Raw genomic sequence first — 16,764 nt, 5'->3', positions numbered from 1 at the left:
CTCAGCTTTCGAGCTGGCGCTGCAACTCGCGGACGAAGGTCGTCAATCCGGTCCGGCGCTCGCGCTTCAGGCGCTCTGCCTTGAGGATCGACTGCACCTCGGCAAACGCATCGTCGACGTTGCGGTTGATGACGATGTAGTCGTACTCCGCCCAGTGGCTCATCTCGTGACTGGCGCGGCTCATGCGCCCGCGTATGACCTCATCGGAGTCCTGCGCACGCGTATGCAGCCGCTTCTCGAGATCGGCGGCGGACGGCGGCAGGATGAACACGCTGACGACGTCCTGCCGCGCCTTCTCGCGCAGTTGCTGCGTGCCCTGCCAGTCGATGTCGAACAGCACATCCTGGCCGCCGGAGAGCGCCGCTTCGACCGGCGCGCGTGGCGTGCCATAGCGGTTGTCGAACACGGTGGCCCATTCGAGCAGCTCGTTGCGCTTGGCCATGTCCTCGAAGCGCGCCCGGTCGACGAAGTGATAGTCGCGGCCGTCGATCTCACCGGGGCGCATCGGACGCGTCGTCGCCGAAACCGACATCCGCAGGCCCGGCATGCGCTCGATCAGCAGGCGCGACAGCGTCGTCTTGCCCGCCCCCGAAGGCGATGACAGCACGAACATCAGGCCGCGCCGCTCGACCCCATCGAAGCTTCCGTCGTGAGCCGCCATGGATCACTCCAGATTCTGAACCTGTTCGCGGAACTGCTCGACCACGGTCTTCATCTCGAGGCCGATGTTCGTCAGCTCGATATCGTTCGACTTCGAGCAGGTGGTGTTGACTTCGCGATGGAATTCCTGGGCGAGGAAGTCGAGCCGGCGGCCGACAGGCCCGCCCTTGCCGAGCATCTCGCGCGCCTGCGCGATGTGCGAGGCAATGCGATCGAGCTCCTCGCGCACGTCGGCCTTGGCCGCGATCAGCAGCGCCTCCTGCGCCAGGCGATCGGGATCGAAACGATCGGAGGTCTCAAGCAGCGCTGCCACCTGCTCGGCCAGCCGCGCCTTGATCGCCTCGGGCTTGCGGCCCGGCGATGCCTCCGCCTTTTTCGCCAGCGCCTCGATCTCGTCGACGCGCTGATTGAGGATTTGTCCGAGTGTGTCGCCCTCGCGCCGGCGCATCTCGACGAGATGCTTCAGCGCGGTCTCGAACGCCGCGATCGCCGCCTCCTTGGCGGCCTTGTCCTCGGCCTCGTCACTCTCCGGCTCCGCTACCTCGATCACGCCCTTGATCGACAACAGCCCATCGATGCTCGGTGCGACCGCGTCGATCCGGCCCGCAAGCGAGCTCGCCATCTTCACCACCGCAGCCAGCACGTCCTCGTTGATTCGCACCGTCGACCCGGTCTCGGTGCGCTTGACGGTGAGATTCGCATAGACGGTGCCGCGCGACAGGACTCCCGTTGCGCGCTTCTTGGCGAAGGCCTCGACCTCGTCCCAGCCCTGCGGCAACCGCACCCGGATGTCCAATCCCTTGGCGTTGACCGACTTCAACTCCCACTCGAACGAGTAGGGACCGCTTGCTCCGTGGCTACGGGCAAAGCCGGTCATGCTCGACAGCGCCATTTCGTCCATGTCTCCGGCACATTGGGAACGAGGACAGACTCAGCCCCCGCCAAAAGTGCGCGAACCTTACGGCCTTTTGGGCAAATGTTAAGCCCGGTTCTGCGCGGCCGACATGCGTGGGAAATTATTGCTGAACGACCGGCGGGCTCGGCTGCGCCGCCCCCTGACGGGCGCCATTGCCAGGTGCGGCCCCCGGTGCAACTCCGCCGGTGGCGCGGTTGGCCGGCGGCTTCTTTGCCGCTGCGGGAGCCCGTGGGGCCGCCGCTCCGGCCGCCGGATCGGCCGTGCCGCCCGCGACGGCAGGCGGCGCCTCGTCGGGCTCGACCGTGTCGTTCTGGGTCTGCCGCTCCATCGCCCTGAGCTTGGCGACGTTCTTCTGGTGCAGGTCGTAGGTTTCAGTGAACGCATGGCCGCCGGTGCCGTCGGCGACGAAATAGAGATCGCGCGTGCGCGCTGGATTGGCCGTCGCTTCCAGCGAGGCGCGGCCGGGGTTGGAGATCGGTCCCGGCGGCAGGCCCTCGATCACATAAGTGTTGTAGGGCGACGGCTGGGTGATCTCGCTGCGCTTGATCGGACGGCCCAGCGTGCCCTTGCCGCCAACCAGACCATAGATGATGGTCGGATCGGACTGCAGCTTGATCCTCTGCTTCAGCCGGTTGACGAATACGGCGGCCACCCGGCTGCGCTCGTCGGGCTTGCCGGTCTCCTTTTCGACGATTGAAGCCAGCGTCACCAGCTGCTCCGGCGTCCTGACCGGCAGATCCGGACTACGCCGTTCCCAGATCTCGGCCAACACCCGCTTCTGCGCCTGCTGCATGCGCTGCACGACCTGATCGCGGCTGGTGCCGCGCGGGAACTTGTAGGTCTCCGGCAACAACGTGCCTTCGCGCGGAATCTCGCGGACGCTGCCGGTGAAGATCTCGTTTTCGGACAGGCGGGCCACGATCTGCTCTGACGTCAGGCCCTCGGGCACGGTCACCGAATGCTGCACGACCTTGCCTTCGACGATGACGCCGATCACGTCGCGCAACGACGCATTCTTCTGGAACGCATACTCGCCCGGCTTGAGGTCGGAACTGGCCTTCAGGGCATAGACCCCACCAATGAAGATCCACGGATTGACGTCGATCACGCCTTCACGCGCGAGTACGTCGGCAATATCGCGTTTACCCGCGCGCTGCGGGATGTTGACGATCTTGTCCTCCTGCAGCGGTCCTGCCGCTTCGAGGATCTGCCGTCCATAATAGTAGGCCGCGCCCACGCCGAGCATGGCCAGGATGAGCAAGGTGATGATCGCATTGCCGACCACCACGAACGGATTGCGGGCGCGGTCGGAGCGGCGCGGCGGCGGCGGCACGCGTTCCGGCTCCAGCGCTGCGCGCGGGCTGCGGGGTGAGATGGGCGGCCGTTCACTCATCGATGCAACCTTCAGTCCTGTCGCTCTCGTCGCGGCCGTGCGCTCCCCAACGCAAGCGACCTGAAGTCCACGCCCAATTTAACGATTCGTCATGTCGTCATCGAATACGGCGAAAAGGTGTTTTCGCCGGGCCTCACCGCCATGCGCATCCACTTACCGCATCGGCGCCGAAGGCCGACCTGCGAAGGACACGCGAAGTCTTGGGTTCTAGTGTGGCTGCAGTCGGATATCCACGTGACCAAGCGACAATCGGCCCGAGCGGCATCCGTCCTTCCGCACTAGTTCGCCACGCGCCGCAAAACCACCGACGCGTTGGTGCCGCCGAAACCAAACGAGTTCGACAGCGCCACGTTGATCTCGCGTTTGCGAGGCGCATGCGGCACGAGGTCGATCGCGGTCTCCACCGACGGGTTCTCCAGGTTGATCGTCGGCGGAGCGATGTTATCCCGAATCGCGAGAATGCTGAAGATCGCTTCGACGGCGCCCGCAGCTCCCAGGAGATGACCGATCGACGATTTGGTCGAGGACATCGAGATCTTCGACGCGGAATTGCCGAGCAGACGCTCGACGGCGCCGAGCTCGATCTCGTCGCCGACCTGCGTCGAGGTGCCGTGGGCGTTGATGTAGTCGAGATCGGCTGCCGTGATGCCGGCACGCTTCAAGGCGGCACTCATGCTGCGAAAGCCGCCGTCGCCGTCCGGAGATGGCGAGGTGATGTGATAGGCATCTCCGGACAGTCCGTAGCCGGAGACTTCGGCGTAGATCCGCGCGCCGCGTGCCTTGGCGTGCTCATACTCCTCGAGCACGACCACACCGGCGCCCTCGCCCATCACGAAGCCGTCGCGGTCCTTGTCGTAAGGGCGCGATGCCCGCTCGGGCGTCTCGTTGAATCCGGTCGACAGCGTGCGCGCCGCGCAGAACCCGGCCATGCCGATTCGGCAAATCGGCGATTCGGTGCCGCCGGCGACCATGACATCGGCATCGCCGAGCGCGATCAGGCGGCTGGCGTCGCCGATCGCATGCGCGCCGGTCGAGCAGGCGGTGACCACCGAATGATTGGGGCCCTTGAGCCCGTGCTCGATCGAGACATAGCCCGAGGCGAGGTTGATCAGACGTCCGGGAATGAAGAAGGGCGACACTTTGCGCGGACCACGCTCCTTCAGGAGGATCGCAGTGTCGGCAATGCCCGAGAGGCCACCGATGCCGGACCCGATCAACGTGCCGGTGGCGCAGCGGTCCTCTTCCGTTGCCGGATGCCAGTTGGCGTCATCGAGCGCCTGACGCGCCGCAGCCATCGCGAAAATGATGAAATCGTCGACCTTGCGCTGGTCCTTCGGCTCCATCCACTGGTCGGCATTGAAGGTGCCGTCGGAGCCATCGCCGCGCGGCACCTGACAGGCCACCTTGGCGGGAAGATCGGAGACATCGAACGACTCGATCAAGCGCGCACCGCTCTTGCCCTGAAGGATGCGCTGCCAGGTCGTTTCCACACCACAGCCAAGCGGCGAAACCATGCCAAGGCCAGTGACGACAACCCGCCTCATGTTCGTTTCTCCAGACCCGACCTTGAGCGCTTGTGGATCGGCTGACTGCCGTCGCCGCACCTCGGGTCAATTGTTCGAGTAACACGTTCTGGCCAGGCAGCGCGTCCGAATCGTCCGTCGCCGGCCGCCAGATGACGGCTCATCGCGACGCCGCCAACAGCAAGAAACCGGTCGACCGCACAAGACGGATCGGCCGGTTTCGCGCAACTTCGCTAGAGCGTCAGCTCTTGGCGTTCTTCTCGAGGAACTTGGTGGCGTCGCCGACAGTCAGGATCGTTTCCGCGGCGTCGTCCGGAATCTCGCAACCGAACTCTTCCTCGAAGGCCATGACGAGCTCGACCGTGTCGAGGCTGTCAGCACCGAGGTCGTCAATGAAGCTCGCGTTGTCGACCACTTTCTCGGGCTCGACACCAAGGTGTTCGACCACGATCTTCTTAACCCGCTCGCCAATCTCACTCATCGTTCAACCTCGTGCTTGTTCCTTTAAGACCCGACCCCCGGATGATCCGCATCACCCCGGCCGCTAAACTTCCTTCGCGATCGCGCAAAACCAGATTTGCCCCGCAGCGCCCCTTTACCGAAATTTGGCGGACGACTTGCGGTCCGAAAACTTCGGAAACGGGGCCACTCACAAACTCCAATCCACACTCTCCATGAGGCCGGTACGCCTCCGATCCAGAGCGCTCAAACAGAAACCCGGATCAGCAGCACCAGTCGACGGAGGCCCGGCGAACGATGGTAGCTCGCCCCGCCAATATACAGGGTTTGGAAATCCTGCAATGGCGTTCTTCGTGCCCCCATCAGCCGCCCGGTTACCATACACGCGAATCATTGACCACACGGCCCGGTATGGTGGTCGCGACGTCTTTTCGCCGCATTCCGAGCCGCGGCAGAGCCTAGATCATGGCCATGCCGCCATTGACGTGGATGGTCTGGCCCGTGACATAGGCCGCCTCGTTTGAGGCGAGGTACACCGCAGCTGCAGCAATGTCCTCGGGCGTGCCCAACCGCGCCGCCGGCACCTTGGCGAGGATCGACTCGCGCTGCTTCTCGTTCAGCGCGTCGGTCATCGGTGTCTTGATGAAGCCCGGGGCGATGCAGTTGGCGGTCACGCCGCGCTTGGCATATTCGGCGCCGAGCGTCTTGATCATGCCGATGATGCCGGCCTTGGACGCCGTGTAATTGCCCTGCCCCGGATTGCCGGTGACGCCGACGATCGAGGTGATCGCGATGATGCGGCCGAAGCGCTTGCGCATCATCAGCTTGGTGGCCGCACGCGAGAGGCGGAATGTCGCGGTCAGGTTGACCTTGATCACTTCGTCCCAATCCTCGTCGCGCAGCTGCACGAACAGGTTGTCGCGGGTGATGCCGGCGTTGGCGACGAGAATGTCGACCTGCCCCATGGCCTGTTCGGCGGCCGGTACCAGCGCCTCGACCTCGGCCGTATCCGACAGATTGCAAGGCAGCACGTGCACGCGGCTGCCCAGCTCGCCCGCGAGGGTCTCGAGCACCTCGCGCCGGGTGCCGGAAACGGCCACGGTCGCTCCCTGGGCATGCAATGCCTTGGCGATCGCATTGCCGATGCCGCCGGTCGCGCCGGTGACCAGCGCGGTCCTGCCACTCAGATCGAACATCAAACTCTCCTCAATGCCGCTGCACGCGGCCCTTTACGACGTTTTGGCCGCGGCCAAGGCATCCTTGGCGGCCGCGATGTCCGCCGGCCCGCCGACGGCGACGCCGACCGCACCATCCGCGATCCGCTTGACCAGGCCGCTCAGCACCTTGCCGGCGCCGATTTCGAAAAACCGCGTCACGCCCTGGCTCGCCATGTAGGCGATCGATTCGCGCCAGCGCACCGTACCCGTGACCTGCTCGACCAGGCGACGGCGAATCTCGTCGGGATCACTGATCGGCGCCGCGAGCACGTTCGAGACCAGCGGCGCGGCCGGCGCGTTGATGGTGACCCTGGACAGCGCCTCCGCCATGACGTCCGCCGCCGGCTGCATGAGCTTGCAATGGAACGGCGCGGAGACCGGCAGCAGCATGGCGCGCTTGGCGCCCTTGCCGCGCGCGATCTCGACCGCGCGGTCGACGGCGGCCTTGTTGCCGGACACCACCACCTGCCCTCCGCCATTGTCGTTGGCGGCCTGGCAGACCTCGCCCTGGGCCGCCTCGTCGGCGACAGCCACGGCGGCCTCGTAATCCATCCCGAGCAGCGCGGCCATGGCGCCGACGCCCACCGGAACGGCCTTCTGCATGGCGAGACCGCGCGTCCGCAGCAGGCGGGCGGTGTCGGCGATGGTCAGGCTGCCGGCAGCCGCGAGTGCCGAATATTCGCCGAGGGAGTGGCCGGCGACGAAGGCCGCATCACGCCCGACCGAGAACCCCGCCTCGGCCTCCAGCACCCGCAAGGTTGCCATCGAAACCGCCATCAGGGCGGGCTGGGCGTTCTCGGTCAATTGCAGGGTTTCGGCCGGGCCTTCCCAGATGAGGGCGGTCAGCTTCTCGCCGAGGGCGGCGTCGACCTCCTCGAACACGGAGCGGGCGACCGGGAAGGCGTCCGCGAGCGCCTTGCCCATGCCGACGGCCTGGGACCCCTGCCCCGGAAAAGTGAATGCTGCCGTCATGGCCGCCCCCTGAACGTTCCAAAATCCCTGGAATTGAGTAGCTTTGGCCGGAAAGACACTGGCAAAGGCCGGGATGTCAAGCGCGTGACGGGCGCAATTCGACCACTTTCCCTTGCCTTGGCGCCGAAAATCGGTATAAGGCCCGCCATCCGTGGATCCCGAGCCGGGAGCTGAACGGACGGTCCCAGCAAATTAACCTTGCTCGATCCTGGGGATGTATCTCCTCCAGGATGTCCAGGCGACTTTGATGGGGCAGGGCCAGTCGGCCCGTCGTCCCGTGTTCCCGCCTTCTGAGCTGACGTCTGCGAGTCCTTTCCACAAGGGCTCGAAGGGCTTGACGCCGGGATCTGCGCCAACATGGAAAGGACAGCCATGCCTCTTTATGAGCATGTTTTTCTCGCGCGTCAGGACGCGAGCACCCAGCAGGTGGAAGAACTGACAGCCCAGATGACCGGCATCGTCGAAGGTCTCGGCGGCAAGATCACCAAGACCGAGAATTGGGGCGTTCGCTCCCTCACCTACCGCATGAACAAGAACCGCAAGGCGCACTTCGTGCTGCTCAACATCGACGCGCCTTCGGCGGCGATCGCCGAGATCGAGCGTCAGGAGCGGATCAGCGAGGACGTGATCCGTTACCTGAGCGTCCGCGTCGACGAGCTCGAGGAAGGTCCGTCGGCGATGATGCGCAAGGCCGATCGCGACCGTGAGCGCGACGACCGTGGCGGCGGCTTCCGCGGTGAGCGCGATGGCGGCGGTTTCCGCGGTGATCGTGGCGACCGTGGTGATCGCGGTCCCCCGCGCCGTCCCCGTGACGAAGAAACTGCGGACGAGGAGTAAGATCAATGGCTGAAGCCCCCGCACGTCGCCCGTTCTTCCGCCGCCGCAAGACCTGCCCGTTCTCCGGGCCGAACGCGCCGAAGATCGACTACAAGGACTCCAAGCTGCTGATGCGCTACGTGTCCGAGCGCGGCAAGATCGTGCCGAGCCGCATTACGGCCGTCTCGGCAAAGAAGCAGCGCGAGCTCGCGCGCGCCATCAAGCGCGCCCGCTTCCTCGGCCTGCTGCCCTACGTCATCCGCTGATTGCGGACCTCGGACCGGCGGCCCCGCGCCGCCGGCTCCTCTCGTTGAATTCTCATAAGGCTTCCGGGTCGTCCGGTCGCCGATGGTTGGGGCCACCACGCCTCTAACCGCTCGAAGGGAGCGGGACAGCTGATGATCGGAACGCTTCTCATCGCGCTCGCGGCAGGCGCTGCCTCCGCGGTCATGTTCGCCTCGACCGGGTCGGGCGTGATGACGGCGCTCGTGCTTGCGCTGCTCGCGCCCGTGCCGCTGCTGGTCGCCGCAATCGCCTGGGGCCGGCTTTGCGCTGTCATCGGCGGTCTCGTAGCAACCGCTTGCGTGCTGGCCATCTTCGGCTTCGATCGCGCTCTCGCCTTTGCCGTCTCGGTGACGCTGCCGGCCTGGTGGCTCGGCCACCTCGTCCTGCTCGGCCGTCCGACGACCAGCCCGTCCGGCCAGGATGGCATCGAATGGTATCCGCCCGGCCATATCCTGCTGTGGATCGCGATGATCGCAGCGCTGATCGCCGCGTTCTCCTTCGGCACCGACATGACGGCCACCAATCAGGGTCTCAGGCGGCTGCTGTCGCGCGTGCTCGGCAATACCGTCACGTCGACCGACGCGGTCGACATTCCCCGGCTGATCGAGCTCTTGGTCTTCATGGCGCCACCCATGGCCGCGGTGATCATGACCACGATCCTGTCGCTCAACGTTCTGGCAGCCGCAAAGATCACGGCGATCTCCGGCCGGCTGATGCGCCCATGGCCTCGCCTGCGCGACACCAAGCTGCCGCTGATGACGCTTCCGGCGCTGTTTGCGATCATCGCCTTCTGCTTCCCTGGCGAACTGATCGGCATGTTGGCGCGGATCGCCGCCGCAGCGCTGCTGACCGCCTATGCGCTGACCGGCTTCGCGGTCCTGCATACGCTGACCTTGCCACTGCGCACCCGGCCGCTCTGGCTCGGCCTCGCCTACGCGCTGATGCTGACCTTCATCTGGCCGATCCCCATGCTGGCGATGATCGTCCTCGGCCTCGCCGACGCCGCCTTCGACCTCCGCCACCGTTTCGGCCCGCGGCAGCCGCCGCCTTTGCCGGTGCCGTAAAGGCTCAACCTCACACCAACCGCTTCCGAACATCACAAGGAGAACATCGATGGAAGTCATTCTGCTGGAACGTGTCGCCAAGCTCGGCCAGATGGGCGAGATCGTGAAGGTCAAGGACGGGTTCGCCCGCAACTTCCTGCTGAAGCGCAAGAAGGCGCTGCGGGCGACGGCCGAGAACAAGGCCAAGTACGAGGGCATGAAGGCCGATCTCGAGGCCAACAACATCAAGGCCAAGGGCGAGGCGGCCAAGGTCGCCGAGAAGATCGACGGCCGCGACATCGTCATCATCCGCCAGGCCTCCGAATCCGGCCAGCTGTTCGGCTCGGTCTCGGTGCGTGACATCGTCGCCGCGCTCGCCGCCGACGGCATCACCGTCAGCCGGCCGCAGGTCTGGCTCGACGCCCCGATCAAGACGATCGGCAAGCAAACGATCACCATCGCGATCCACCCGGAGGTCGAGACCTCCGTGACCGTGACGGTCGCCCGCAGCGCCGACGAGGCCGAGCGCATCAAGCGCGGCGAGGACATCTCGACCCGCCAGGAGGACCGCGACGCCGCCGCCGAAGCGATTGCCGCCGCCGGCGAGTTCTTCGATCCGGAGGCCCAGGACGAGGGCGCTGCCGGCGAGCCCGCGCAGCAGTAAGCGCGCTCAGCCCATTTGCGGGAAAGCCCGGCTCAACGAGCCGGGCTTTTTCATTTTTTCATTGTCGTCTCACCGCGAGGGCGAGGACGGAACCGAGGGATCCGACGGCACCGACTGGGTCGTGGCCGGCGCCGGCGTCACCGGTGGGACCGGATCGGCCCGCAGCGCCGGGGCGGCGTCGCTCGATCTCGCCGGCTCGACCCGCGGCGGCTCGGAGCCGGCGGCGCTGTCCTCGCGCGACGGCGACGGCCGGGTCGCACCGGTCGGCTCGCCGCGCGTCTCCTCCGCAGCCGAGCCCTCCTGGGCCGGCTTCTTGCGCTTGCCGAGCCTGCCCTTCTTCGCGGGCGCGCTGCCCTCGCCATCGGCCGGCGCAGCGGTTGGATCCGCTGCCGCGTCGGGCTTCGCCTCGGCCGGCGCGGAGCGCTTGGAGTGATGACCCGAACGGCGGCGCGGCTCGCCTGGGCTGGCAGCAGCATCCGCGGCGGCTGGCTTCGCCTCCGACGGCTCGGTGGCGGCCGACCGAGCGCGGCGCTCGGACCGCGTCTCCTTGCCGTCCTTGGCCGAATGGCCCGTGTAGCGCGCATCTGCAGCGCCGTTCGCAATCAGGTAGTTGGCGAGCACGCCGGCCATCTCGGGGCTCGTCGTGTAATGCTGGCGCAGAAACCCGGGCAGCGAGCCGGCCGAGGTGTTCTTGACCAGGCCGCGTGGCGACTTGTGGCAGACCACGCAGGTCCCGTTGTAGATCTGCGCAGGACTCTTGCCCGCATCGAGATTTTCCTGCGCAACGGCGGCCCCCGCAAAGCCCATGCAGAACACCGCCACCACCGTCGCCAAATTGAGCGCTCGGCCCACCATTCTCATTCTCCAGCTATGGTTTCGCCCACACGGCGCCGCCCCCGCGCGACATCTGCTGCCGTGTTTCCTCTCGCTATCAGCCGAACGTGACAGCGGACGTTGCGGTCGCTCCACGCCCTCGATGGCGATTCCTTCAGACCTCGTCCGGCGGTCAGATGCCGGACACCGGCCAAAAGGCCGGCGGCCGCGGCCTTTTTAACGGATTGCGGAGCGAATGAAAGCGCACAGATGTTCCTGCGCTGAGATGTCCATCGATCAATGACATGACGGAATATCGGCGTTGTGTTCATGGCAGTGGCGTCGGCTTGTGCCCGCTGAGTAACATAACAAGATGATGATAGGGAACCAATCGGTTCTCGATGCGTCGAGTGCGACGGCCGGGAAAGTCAACAACTCACGGGATGGCTCGTTGGGTGGTGTGGATGGACCGTTTGCTGCGAAGTCTGTTGAGTAGCTTCATTTGCCGTGGGTCGATCAGCTTTACGACCGCCAGCGGCACGACGTTCAGCTGCGGGGATGGAACCGGTGTTCCCGTGGCGGCACGATTCCTGACCCATGAAGCCGAGCGCCGGCTTCTGGCCAATCCCGAGCTCGCGCTCGGCGAGATCTATATGGACGGCTCGTTCGTGGTCGAACGGGGATCGATCGCGGATCTGCTGTCGATCGTGATGAGCCAGCCGGCCGTGGTGCCCGACTGGGCAAAACCGCAATGGTGGCTGCGCTACCTGGCCCGCCATCTGCGCCAGCTCAACGTCAGGGGACGCGCGCGCCGCAACGTCGCCCATCATTACGATCTCGACGGCCGGCTGTATTCGCTGTTCCTCGATGCCGACCGGCAATATTCCTGCGCCTATTTCGAGACGTCGGACGCGACGCTGGACGAGGCCCAGCTCGCCAAGAAACGTCATCTGGCGGCCAAGCTGCTGATCGGCCGCCGCCATCGCATCCTCGACATCGGCTGCGGCTGGGGCGGGCTTGGACTCTACCTGGCCGAGATGTGTGATGCCGACGTGACCGGCGTGACCTTGTCGGCCGAGCAGTTGCAGGTTGCCGAGGCCCGCGCGGCCGAACGTAACCTCTCCGCCTCCGCCCACTTCCTGCTGCAGGATTATCGCGACGTGCCCGGCACCTTCGACCGCATCGTTTCGGTCGGCATGTTCGAGCATGTCGGGGTCGCCTTCTACGACACCTTCTTTCGCCGCTGCGCCGAGCTGCTCGCGGACGACGGCGTCATGCTGCTGCATTCGATCGGACGCTCCGGGGGGCCGGATGCGACCAATCCATGGATCGCCAAATACATCTTCCCCGGCGGTTACATCCCAGCCCTCTCGGAGGTGCTGCCGGCGATCGAGCGCGCCGGGCTGCTCGTCTGCGACATCGAGGTCCTGCGGCTGCACTACGCGGAGACCCTGAAGGCGTGGCGCGAACGCTTCATGGCCCGGCGCGACGAGGCCGTGCAGCTCTATGACGAGCGCTTCGCGCGGATGTGGGAGTTCTACCTGGCGATATCGGAGATGGCGTTCCGCAAGCAGAACCTGATGAATGTCCAGATCCAGCTGACGAAGCGCCAGGGCGTCGTGCCGATGACGCGCGACTACATTCCCCGTGAGGAGACGCGGCTGCGGGCGCGCGAGCGCGGCAGCCGTCCGGCGCTGCGAATGGCGGGGGAGTAGCGCGCGCGGCCCGGGACGACAGCGGAGGGCGGCGTCAGTGCGATGGTCTTGCAGAGACGGATGCCCGCATTCGCTCGGCAGCGCCCCGCCGGGCTCGGGTTCAATTTTGAGACGCGCGGTGGACAGGTTGCGTCTCGCGCGCGAGATCATGCCCATCCGACTCAAATTTTCAAACAAATCGTGCGGTCTGTGAACTGGCTCACAGACCCCGGGAAAGCCTGGCCGTAGTGTCCCCGCATGTCCCAGAGCCCCACCAGAGCCATGTTGGAACCGCAGACCGACTTCAGCACCGACTACGCGCTGATTGCCGCCGGCGTGGGTGCCTCCCTCCTCGCCCTCCTCTATCTGCTGCTGGTCTGACGTCCCGCGCGGATCCGCTTGCGGCCGTGGCGCGCCTGGGCGTGCCGGCTCCCGTTCCCATATCGCAGAACTGTCGAACGATCGCGTTCCCTGATTGCAGCGGCGCGTCGCTCCCGCCTGCGCGGCGTTGAGTCCCCCCGGTTCCGTCAAGCGCGACATCTGGCGAGTCCGGATTCATCCACCAGATTTACCGGACGGTGAATAGCGCTCAGCTTTCGCTTCCGCTTCGCGCGCGACTGGCGCTTTATCCCCTCCCCTTCAAAGCTGCTAAACACGCGGTCATGGCACTCACCGATTCGAACGTTCACAAGCTGGCGCCGGCTGACGCAGCAACGCCGGCCTATCGCAGCGCTCCTCACAACATCGAGGCGGAACAGGGTCTGCTCGGCGCGATCCTGGTCAACAACGACGCGTTCTATCGCGTGTCCGACTTCCTCGAGCCGAAGCATTTCTTCGAGCCGCTGCACCAGACCGTGTTCGAGACCGCGTCCAGCCTGATCCGGATGGGCAAGGTCGCGACGCCCGTGACCTTGAAGACGTTCCTGCCCGCCGACGTCGACATCGGCGGCATGACCGTCGGGCAGTATCTGGCGCGGCTCGCGGCCGAAGCGACCACGATCATCAACGCCCAGGACTATGGCCGCACCATCTACGACCTGTCGTTGCGCCGCGATCTGATCGGCATCGGCGAGGACATGGTCAACGTCGCCTATGACGCGCCGGTCGACTTCGCGCCGCGCAACCAGATCGAGGACGCCGAGCGCCGGCTGTACGAGCTCGCCGAGTCCGGACGCTACGACGGCGGGTTCCAGAAATTCTCCCAGGCGCTGACGACCGCGCTCGACATGGCCGCCAAGGCGTTCCAGCGCGACGGCAAGCTGTCCGGCATCTCGACGGGCCTGCGCGATCTCGACGCCAAGATGGGCGGCCTGCAGCATTCGGACTTGATCATCCTCGCCGGCCGTCCCGGCATGGGCAAGACCTCGCTCGCCACCAACATCGCCTACAACGTCGCCCAGGCCTATGTTCCCGAATTGCAGCCGGACGGCACCTATCGGGCCGCCCAGGGCGGCGTGGTCGGGTTCTTTTCCTGCGAAATGAGCGGCGAGCAGCTCGCCACCCGTATCATCGCCGAGCGCAGCGGCATTCCATCGAGCCACATCCGCCGCGGCGGCATCACCGAGGCTGATTTCGAGAAGCTGCGCGAATGTTCGATCGAGCTGCAGTCGCTGCCGTTCTATGTCGACGAAACCGGCGGCATCTCGATCGCGCAGGTGATGGCGCGCGCCCGCCGCCTGAAGCGCCAGAAGGGCCTCGACCTCCTGGTGATCGACTACATCCAGCTGCTGTCGGGCTCGGGCAAACGCGGCAACGACAACCGCGTGCAGGAAATCACCGAGATCACCACCAGCCTGAAGGCGCTGGCCAAGGAGCTCAGCGTTCCCATCATCGCGCTGTCGCAGCTGTCGCGTCAGGTCGAGAACCGCGAGGACAAGCGGCCGCAGCTGTCGGACCTGCGCGAATCCGGCTCGATCGAGCAGGACGCCGACGTGGTGCTGTTCGTGTATCGCGGCGAGTACTACCTCGCCGCCAAGGAGCCGCGCCCCGGCACCGAGGAGCATCAGAAGTGGCAGATGGAAATGGATCTGGCGCTCGGCAAGGCCGAGGTGATCATCGGCAAGCAGCGCCATGGTCCGACCGGCACGGTTGAATTGCACTTCGACGCCTCGGTCACGCGCTTCGGCGACCTCGCCCATGACGGCCTGCCGCCGCAGCATCACGACTATTGACCGTGTGCTGTTGAACCGGGACGCTGCACCGCGTAAAAGCGCGACATGAGCGTTCCCGATCTGAAACCCGCCGCTGATCAGCCCGCCCCCGGTCCTGAGGAGGTCCAGGTGCCGGCCAGCGCCACCGGCGTGCTGACCATCGATCTCGACGCGCTCGCCGCCAATTGGCGCAAGCTGGAAAAGACCGCGGTGCCGGCCGAATGCGCCGGCGTGATCAAGGCCGACGCCTATGGCTGCGGCATCCCGCAGGTGGCGCGCACGCTCGCGGCCGCCGGCTGCAAGACCTTCTTCGTCGCGACGCTCGCCGAGGCCAAGGTCGCCCGCGCGGCCCTGCCCGACACGGCCGCGCTCTACGTGCTCGACGGCTTCTTCCAGAACACCGGCGACGACTACGCCGCGATCAACTGCCGCCCGGTCATCGGCGAGCTCAACGAGCTCGCCGAATGGGACATCTTCTGCCGCCGCACTGGCTGGAAGGGCGGCGCCGCCGTCCATGTCGACACCGGCATGAACCGGCTCGGCCTCACCCCGATCGATGCGCAGGGCATGATCCCGCGCATCCAGAGCGGCGACCACGGCATCACGCTGGTCATGAGCCATCTGGCCTCCGCCGAGCAGATCAACAGCCCGTCGAACGCGCGCCAGCTCGCGACATTCCGCGAGGTCGCCAGCGTCTTCACCGGCGTGCCCGCCGCGCTTGCCGCCTCCTCCGGCATCTTCCTCGGCGCCTCGTTCCAGTTCGACATGGTCCGCCCGGGTGCAGCGCTCTACGGCGTCAACCCGACGCCGGAGGCCGACAATCCGATGCAGCCGGTGGCCGAGATAAGAGCGCGCATCGTGCAGTTGCGCGACCTCGCCCGTGGCGACACGGTCGGCTATGGCGGCACCTGGACGGCGCGCCGCCCGACAAAGATCGCGATCCTCTCCGCCGGCTATGCCGACGGCTATTTCCGCGCGGCGAGCTCCAACGACGGCACCCGCGGCGCTGACGTCATCATTGCCGGCCAACGCTGCCCGATCGCAGGGCGCATCTCGATGGACCTAATCGCGGTGGATGTCACCGACCTGCCGCCGAAGGCCGCCCGCCGCGGTCACTTCGCCACCTTGCTCGGCGAGGGCATCACGGTCGACGAGCTCGCGCATCATTTCGGCACCATCGGCTACGAAGTCCTGACCAATCTCGGCCGGCGCTATCATCGCATCTACAAGGGCGGCGCGGCGACAATCGCCGAGGGCTGATCGCGCCGCGCTCCCTGATTGTGGTGCGCACGACCGCTCCCACGCCGTGGATAGATATCGCCACGCGGTTGCGACAAATCGCGCTGCCGTAGCCCGGATGAGCGCAGCGACATCCGGGGTCCCATGCGCCGTATCGGCGAACCCGGATATCGCTGCGCTCATCCGGGCTACGGGATCGGCGCGACGCTCGCGATGACGATGCTTTGACATGCGCTGTCGTTCTCGCGGCATGAAACGCCCGAGGCTTGCATCTCGATGTCACCCTCTTGCAGAACGAGGGCGCAGGGAATGCCGGGTGCTGGCCGCAACCCATGGCCCGCCTGCAGAAAAAAAGCAGGCGGCAGTCACCACAGGTCCAGCCGGTCAACCGGCATTCCCTGCGCGATGGCTTTACGCCTTATGCGTACTCTCCCCGGGGACCGGGCTGTCTTGCCCCCGTGACCGGCGGATCATCATCACCACCGGCGTAGCATCAGCGTCGGGATGCCAGGACCATACGTTTTCAACGTGCGCCTCGAGCCGTTCGTCCGCACGACATCAAGCCATGCTGCGACCCCAAGCGCCCACCACATCCCACCCCGCGTGTCATGACGATCGCGATACGCCCCTCGTGCCGAGGTGGGACGGAGCGAATAAACCATATTTTCTGATAAACGGAAGTAGAATATTTTGCGCGCGAGGACTGGACAGGGGCGATACCTTGAAACCGCAGAAGAATTTCGTATTTTGCCGCGCGGCTTTCACTGCTCTACATCGACCCAGCCAAGCAGTAGTGGGGGGCCCTTTCGGATTCACCAAACCACTATTTCACGAGTGGAGGCCGTGAGCTGCTGCCGGTTTGATGGACACCCGGTCAAGCTAATCCCACCTTGCGCTCGAACTCAACCGGGCTGACGTAG

15 protein-coding genes are annotated in these 16,764 nt (G+C 65.8%); 7 read left to right on the top strand and 8 right to left on the bottom strand.

The features are described from left to right. Nucleotide 1: 1 nt before the first annotated feature. From gmk to fabD, 7 genes are all read right to left on the bottom strand, one after another. Nucleotides 2-661, bottom strand: a complete 660-nt coding sequence (gene gmk, locus QX135_RS21050; RefSeq protein ID WP_315739402.1) for a guanylate kinase — start codon at nt 659-661, stop codon at nt 2-4. A 3-nt stretch (nt 662-664) separates the two neighbouring features. Beyond that, nucleotides 665-1,552 (bottom strand): YicC/YloC family endoribonuclease, encoded by an 888-nt coding sequence (locus QX135_RS21045; RefSeq protein ID WP_316182546.1) that lies wholly within the window; start codon nt 1,550-1,552, stop codon nt 665-667. Between the two features lie 124 nt (nt 1,553-1,676). Beyond that, nucleotides 1,677-2,969, bottom strand: a complete 1,293-nt coding sequence (gene mltG, locus QX135_RS21040; RefSeq protein WP_316182534.1) for an endolytic transglycosylase MltG — start codon at nt 2,967-2,969, stop codon at nt 1,677-1,679. A gap of 278 nt (nt 2,970-3,247) precedes the next feature. After that, on the bottom strand, nt 3,248-4,513 hold the full coding sequence (gene fabF, locus QX135_RS21035; RefSeq protein ID WP_315739400.1) for a beta-ketoacyl-ACP synthase II: 1,266 nt from the start codon (nt 4,511-4,513) through the stop codon (nt 3,248-3,250). Nucleotides 4,514-4,733: 220 nt separating this feature from the next. Next, nucleotides 4,734-4,973: an acyl carrier protein gene (locus tag QX135_RS21030; RefSeq protein WP_006610957.1), complete on the bottom strand. Its 240-nt coding sequence runs from the start codon at nt 4,971-4,973 to the stop codon at nt 4,734-4,736. A gap of 436 nt (nt 4,974-5,409) precedes the next feature. After that, nucleotides 5,410-6,147, bottom strand: a complete 738-nt coding sequence (gene fabG / locus QX135_RS21025; protein ID WP_315739398.1) for a 3-oxoacyl-[acyl-carrier-protein] reductase — start codon at nt 6,145-6,147, stop codon at nt 5,410-5,412. Nucleotides 6,148-6,180: 33 nt separating this feature from the next. After that, nucleotides 6,181-7,140, bottom strand: coding sequence for an ACP S-malonyltransferase (gene fabD / locus QX135_RS21020; RefSeq protein WP_316182536.1), 960 nt, complete (start codon nt 7,138-7,140; stop codon nt 6,181-6,183). Nucleotides 7,141-7,512: 372 nt separating this feature from the next. Between fabD and rpsF the strand changes: the two genes are divergently transcribed. From rpsF to rplI, 4 genes are all read left to right on the top strand, one after another. Next, nucleotides 7,513-7,977 (top strand): 30S ribosomal protein S6, encoded by a 465-nt coding sequence (gene rpsF / locus QX135_RS21015; protein WP_315739396.1) that lies wholly within the window; start codon nt 7,513-7,515, stop codon nt 7,975-7,977. A 5-nt stretch (nt 7,978-7,982) separates the two neighbouring features. Next, nucleotides 7,983-8,222, top strand: a complete 240-nt coding sequence (gene rpsR / locus QX135_RS21010; protein ID WP_008963441.1) for a 30S ribosomal protein S18 — start codon at nt 7,983-7,985, stop codon at nt 8,220-8,222. A gap of 132 nt (nt 8,223-8,354) precedes the next feature. After that, nucleotides 8,355-9,305: a hypothetical protein gene (locus QX135_RS21005; protein WP_316182538.1), complete on the top strand. Its 951-nt coding sequence runs from the start codon at nt 8,355-8,357 to the stop codon at nt 9,303-9,305. Between the two features lie 49 nt (nt 9,306-9,354). Further along, nucleotides 9,355-9,948: a 50S ribosomal protein L9 gene (gene rplI, locus QX135_RS21000; RefSeq protein ID WP_315739393.1), complete on the top strand. Its 594-nt coding sequence runs from the start codon at nt 9,355-9,357 to the stop codon at nt 9,946-9,948. 69 nt (nt 9,949-10,017) lie between these two features. On the opposite strand, the gene QX135_RS20995 is transcribed toward rplI, so the two are convergent. Beyond that, nucleotides 10,018-10,803, bottom strand: a complete 786-nt coding sequence (locus tag QX135_RS20995; protein ID WP_315739392.1) for a hypothetical protein — start codon at nt 10,801-10,803, stop codon at nt 10,018-10,020. A 422-nt stretch (nt 10,804-11,225) separates the two neighbouring features. Here QX135_RS20995 and QX135_RS20990 point away from each other — a divergent pair, with 422 nt between their 5' ends. The 3 genes from QX135_RS20990 to alr all read left to right on the top strand — a co-directional run bounded on the left by QX135_RS20990 (nt 11,226) and on the right by alr (nt 15,865). After that, nucleotides 11,226-12,476 carry a cyclopropane-fatty-acyl-phospholipid synthase family protein gene (locus QX135_RS20990; protein WP_315780456.1) on the top strand — a complete coding sequence of 417 codons (1,251 nt, stop codon included), beginning with the start codon at nt 11,226-11,228 and terminating at the stop codon, nt 12,474-12,476. A 641-nt stretch (nt 12,477-13,117) separates the two neighbouring features. After that, on the top strand, nt 13,118-14,626 hold the full coding sequence (locus QX135_RS20985; protein WP_315755750.1) for a replicative DNA helicase: 1,509 nt from the start codon (nt 13,118-13,120) through the stop codon (nt 14,624-14,626). A gap of 45 nt (nt 14,627-14,671) precedes the next feature. After that, on the top strand, nt 14,672-15,865 hold the full coding sequence (gene alr, locus QX135_RS20980; protein WP_316182541.1) for an alanine racemase: 1,194 nt from the start codon (nt 14,672-14,674) through the stop codon (nt 15,863-15,865). The last annotated feature ends 899 nt before the right edge of the window (nt 15,866-16,764 follow it).

The sequence above is a fragment of the Bradyrhizobium sp. SZCCHNR1098 genome, assembly GCF_032489375.1.
GTDB lineage: Bacteria > Pseudomonadota > Alphaproteobacteria > Rhizobiales > Xanthobacteraceae > Bradyrhizobium.
This window is presented reverse-complemented; position numbering and strand designations above follow the sequence as displayed.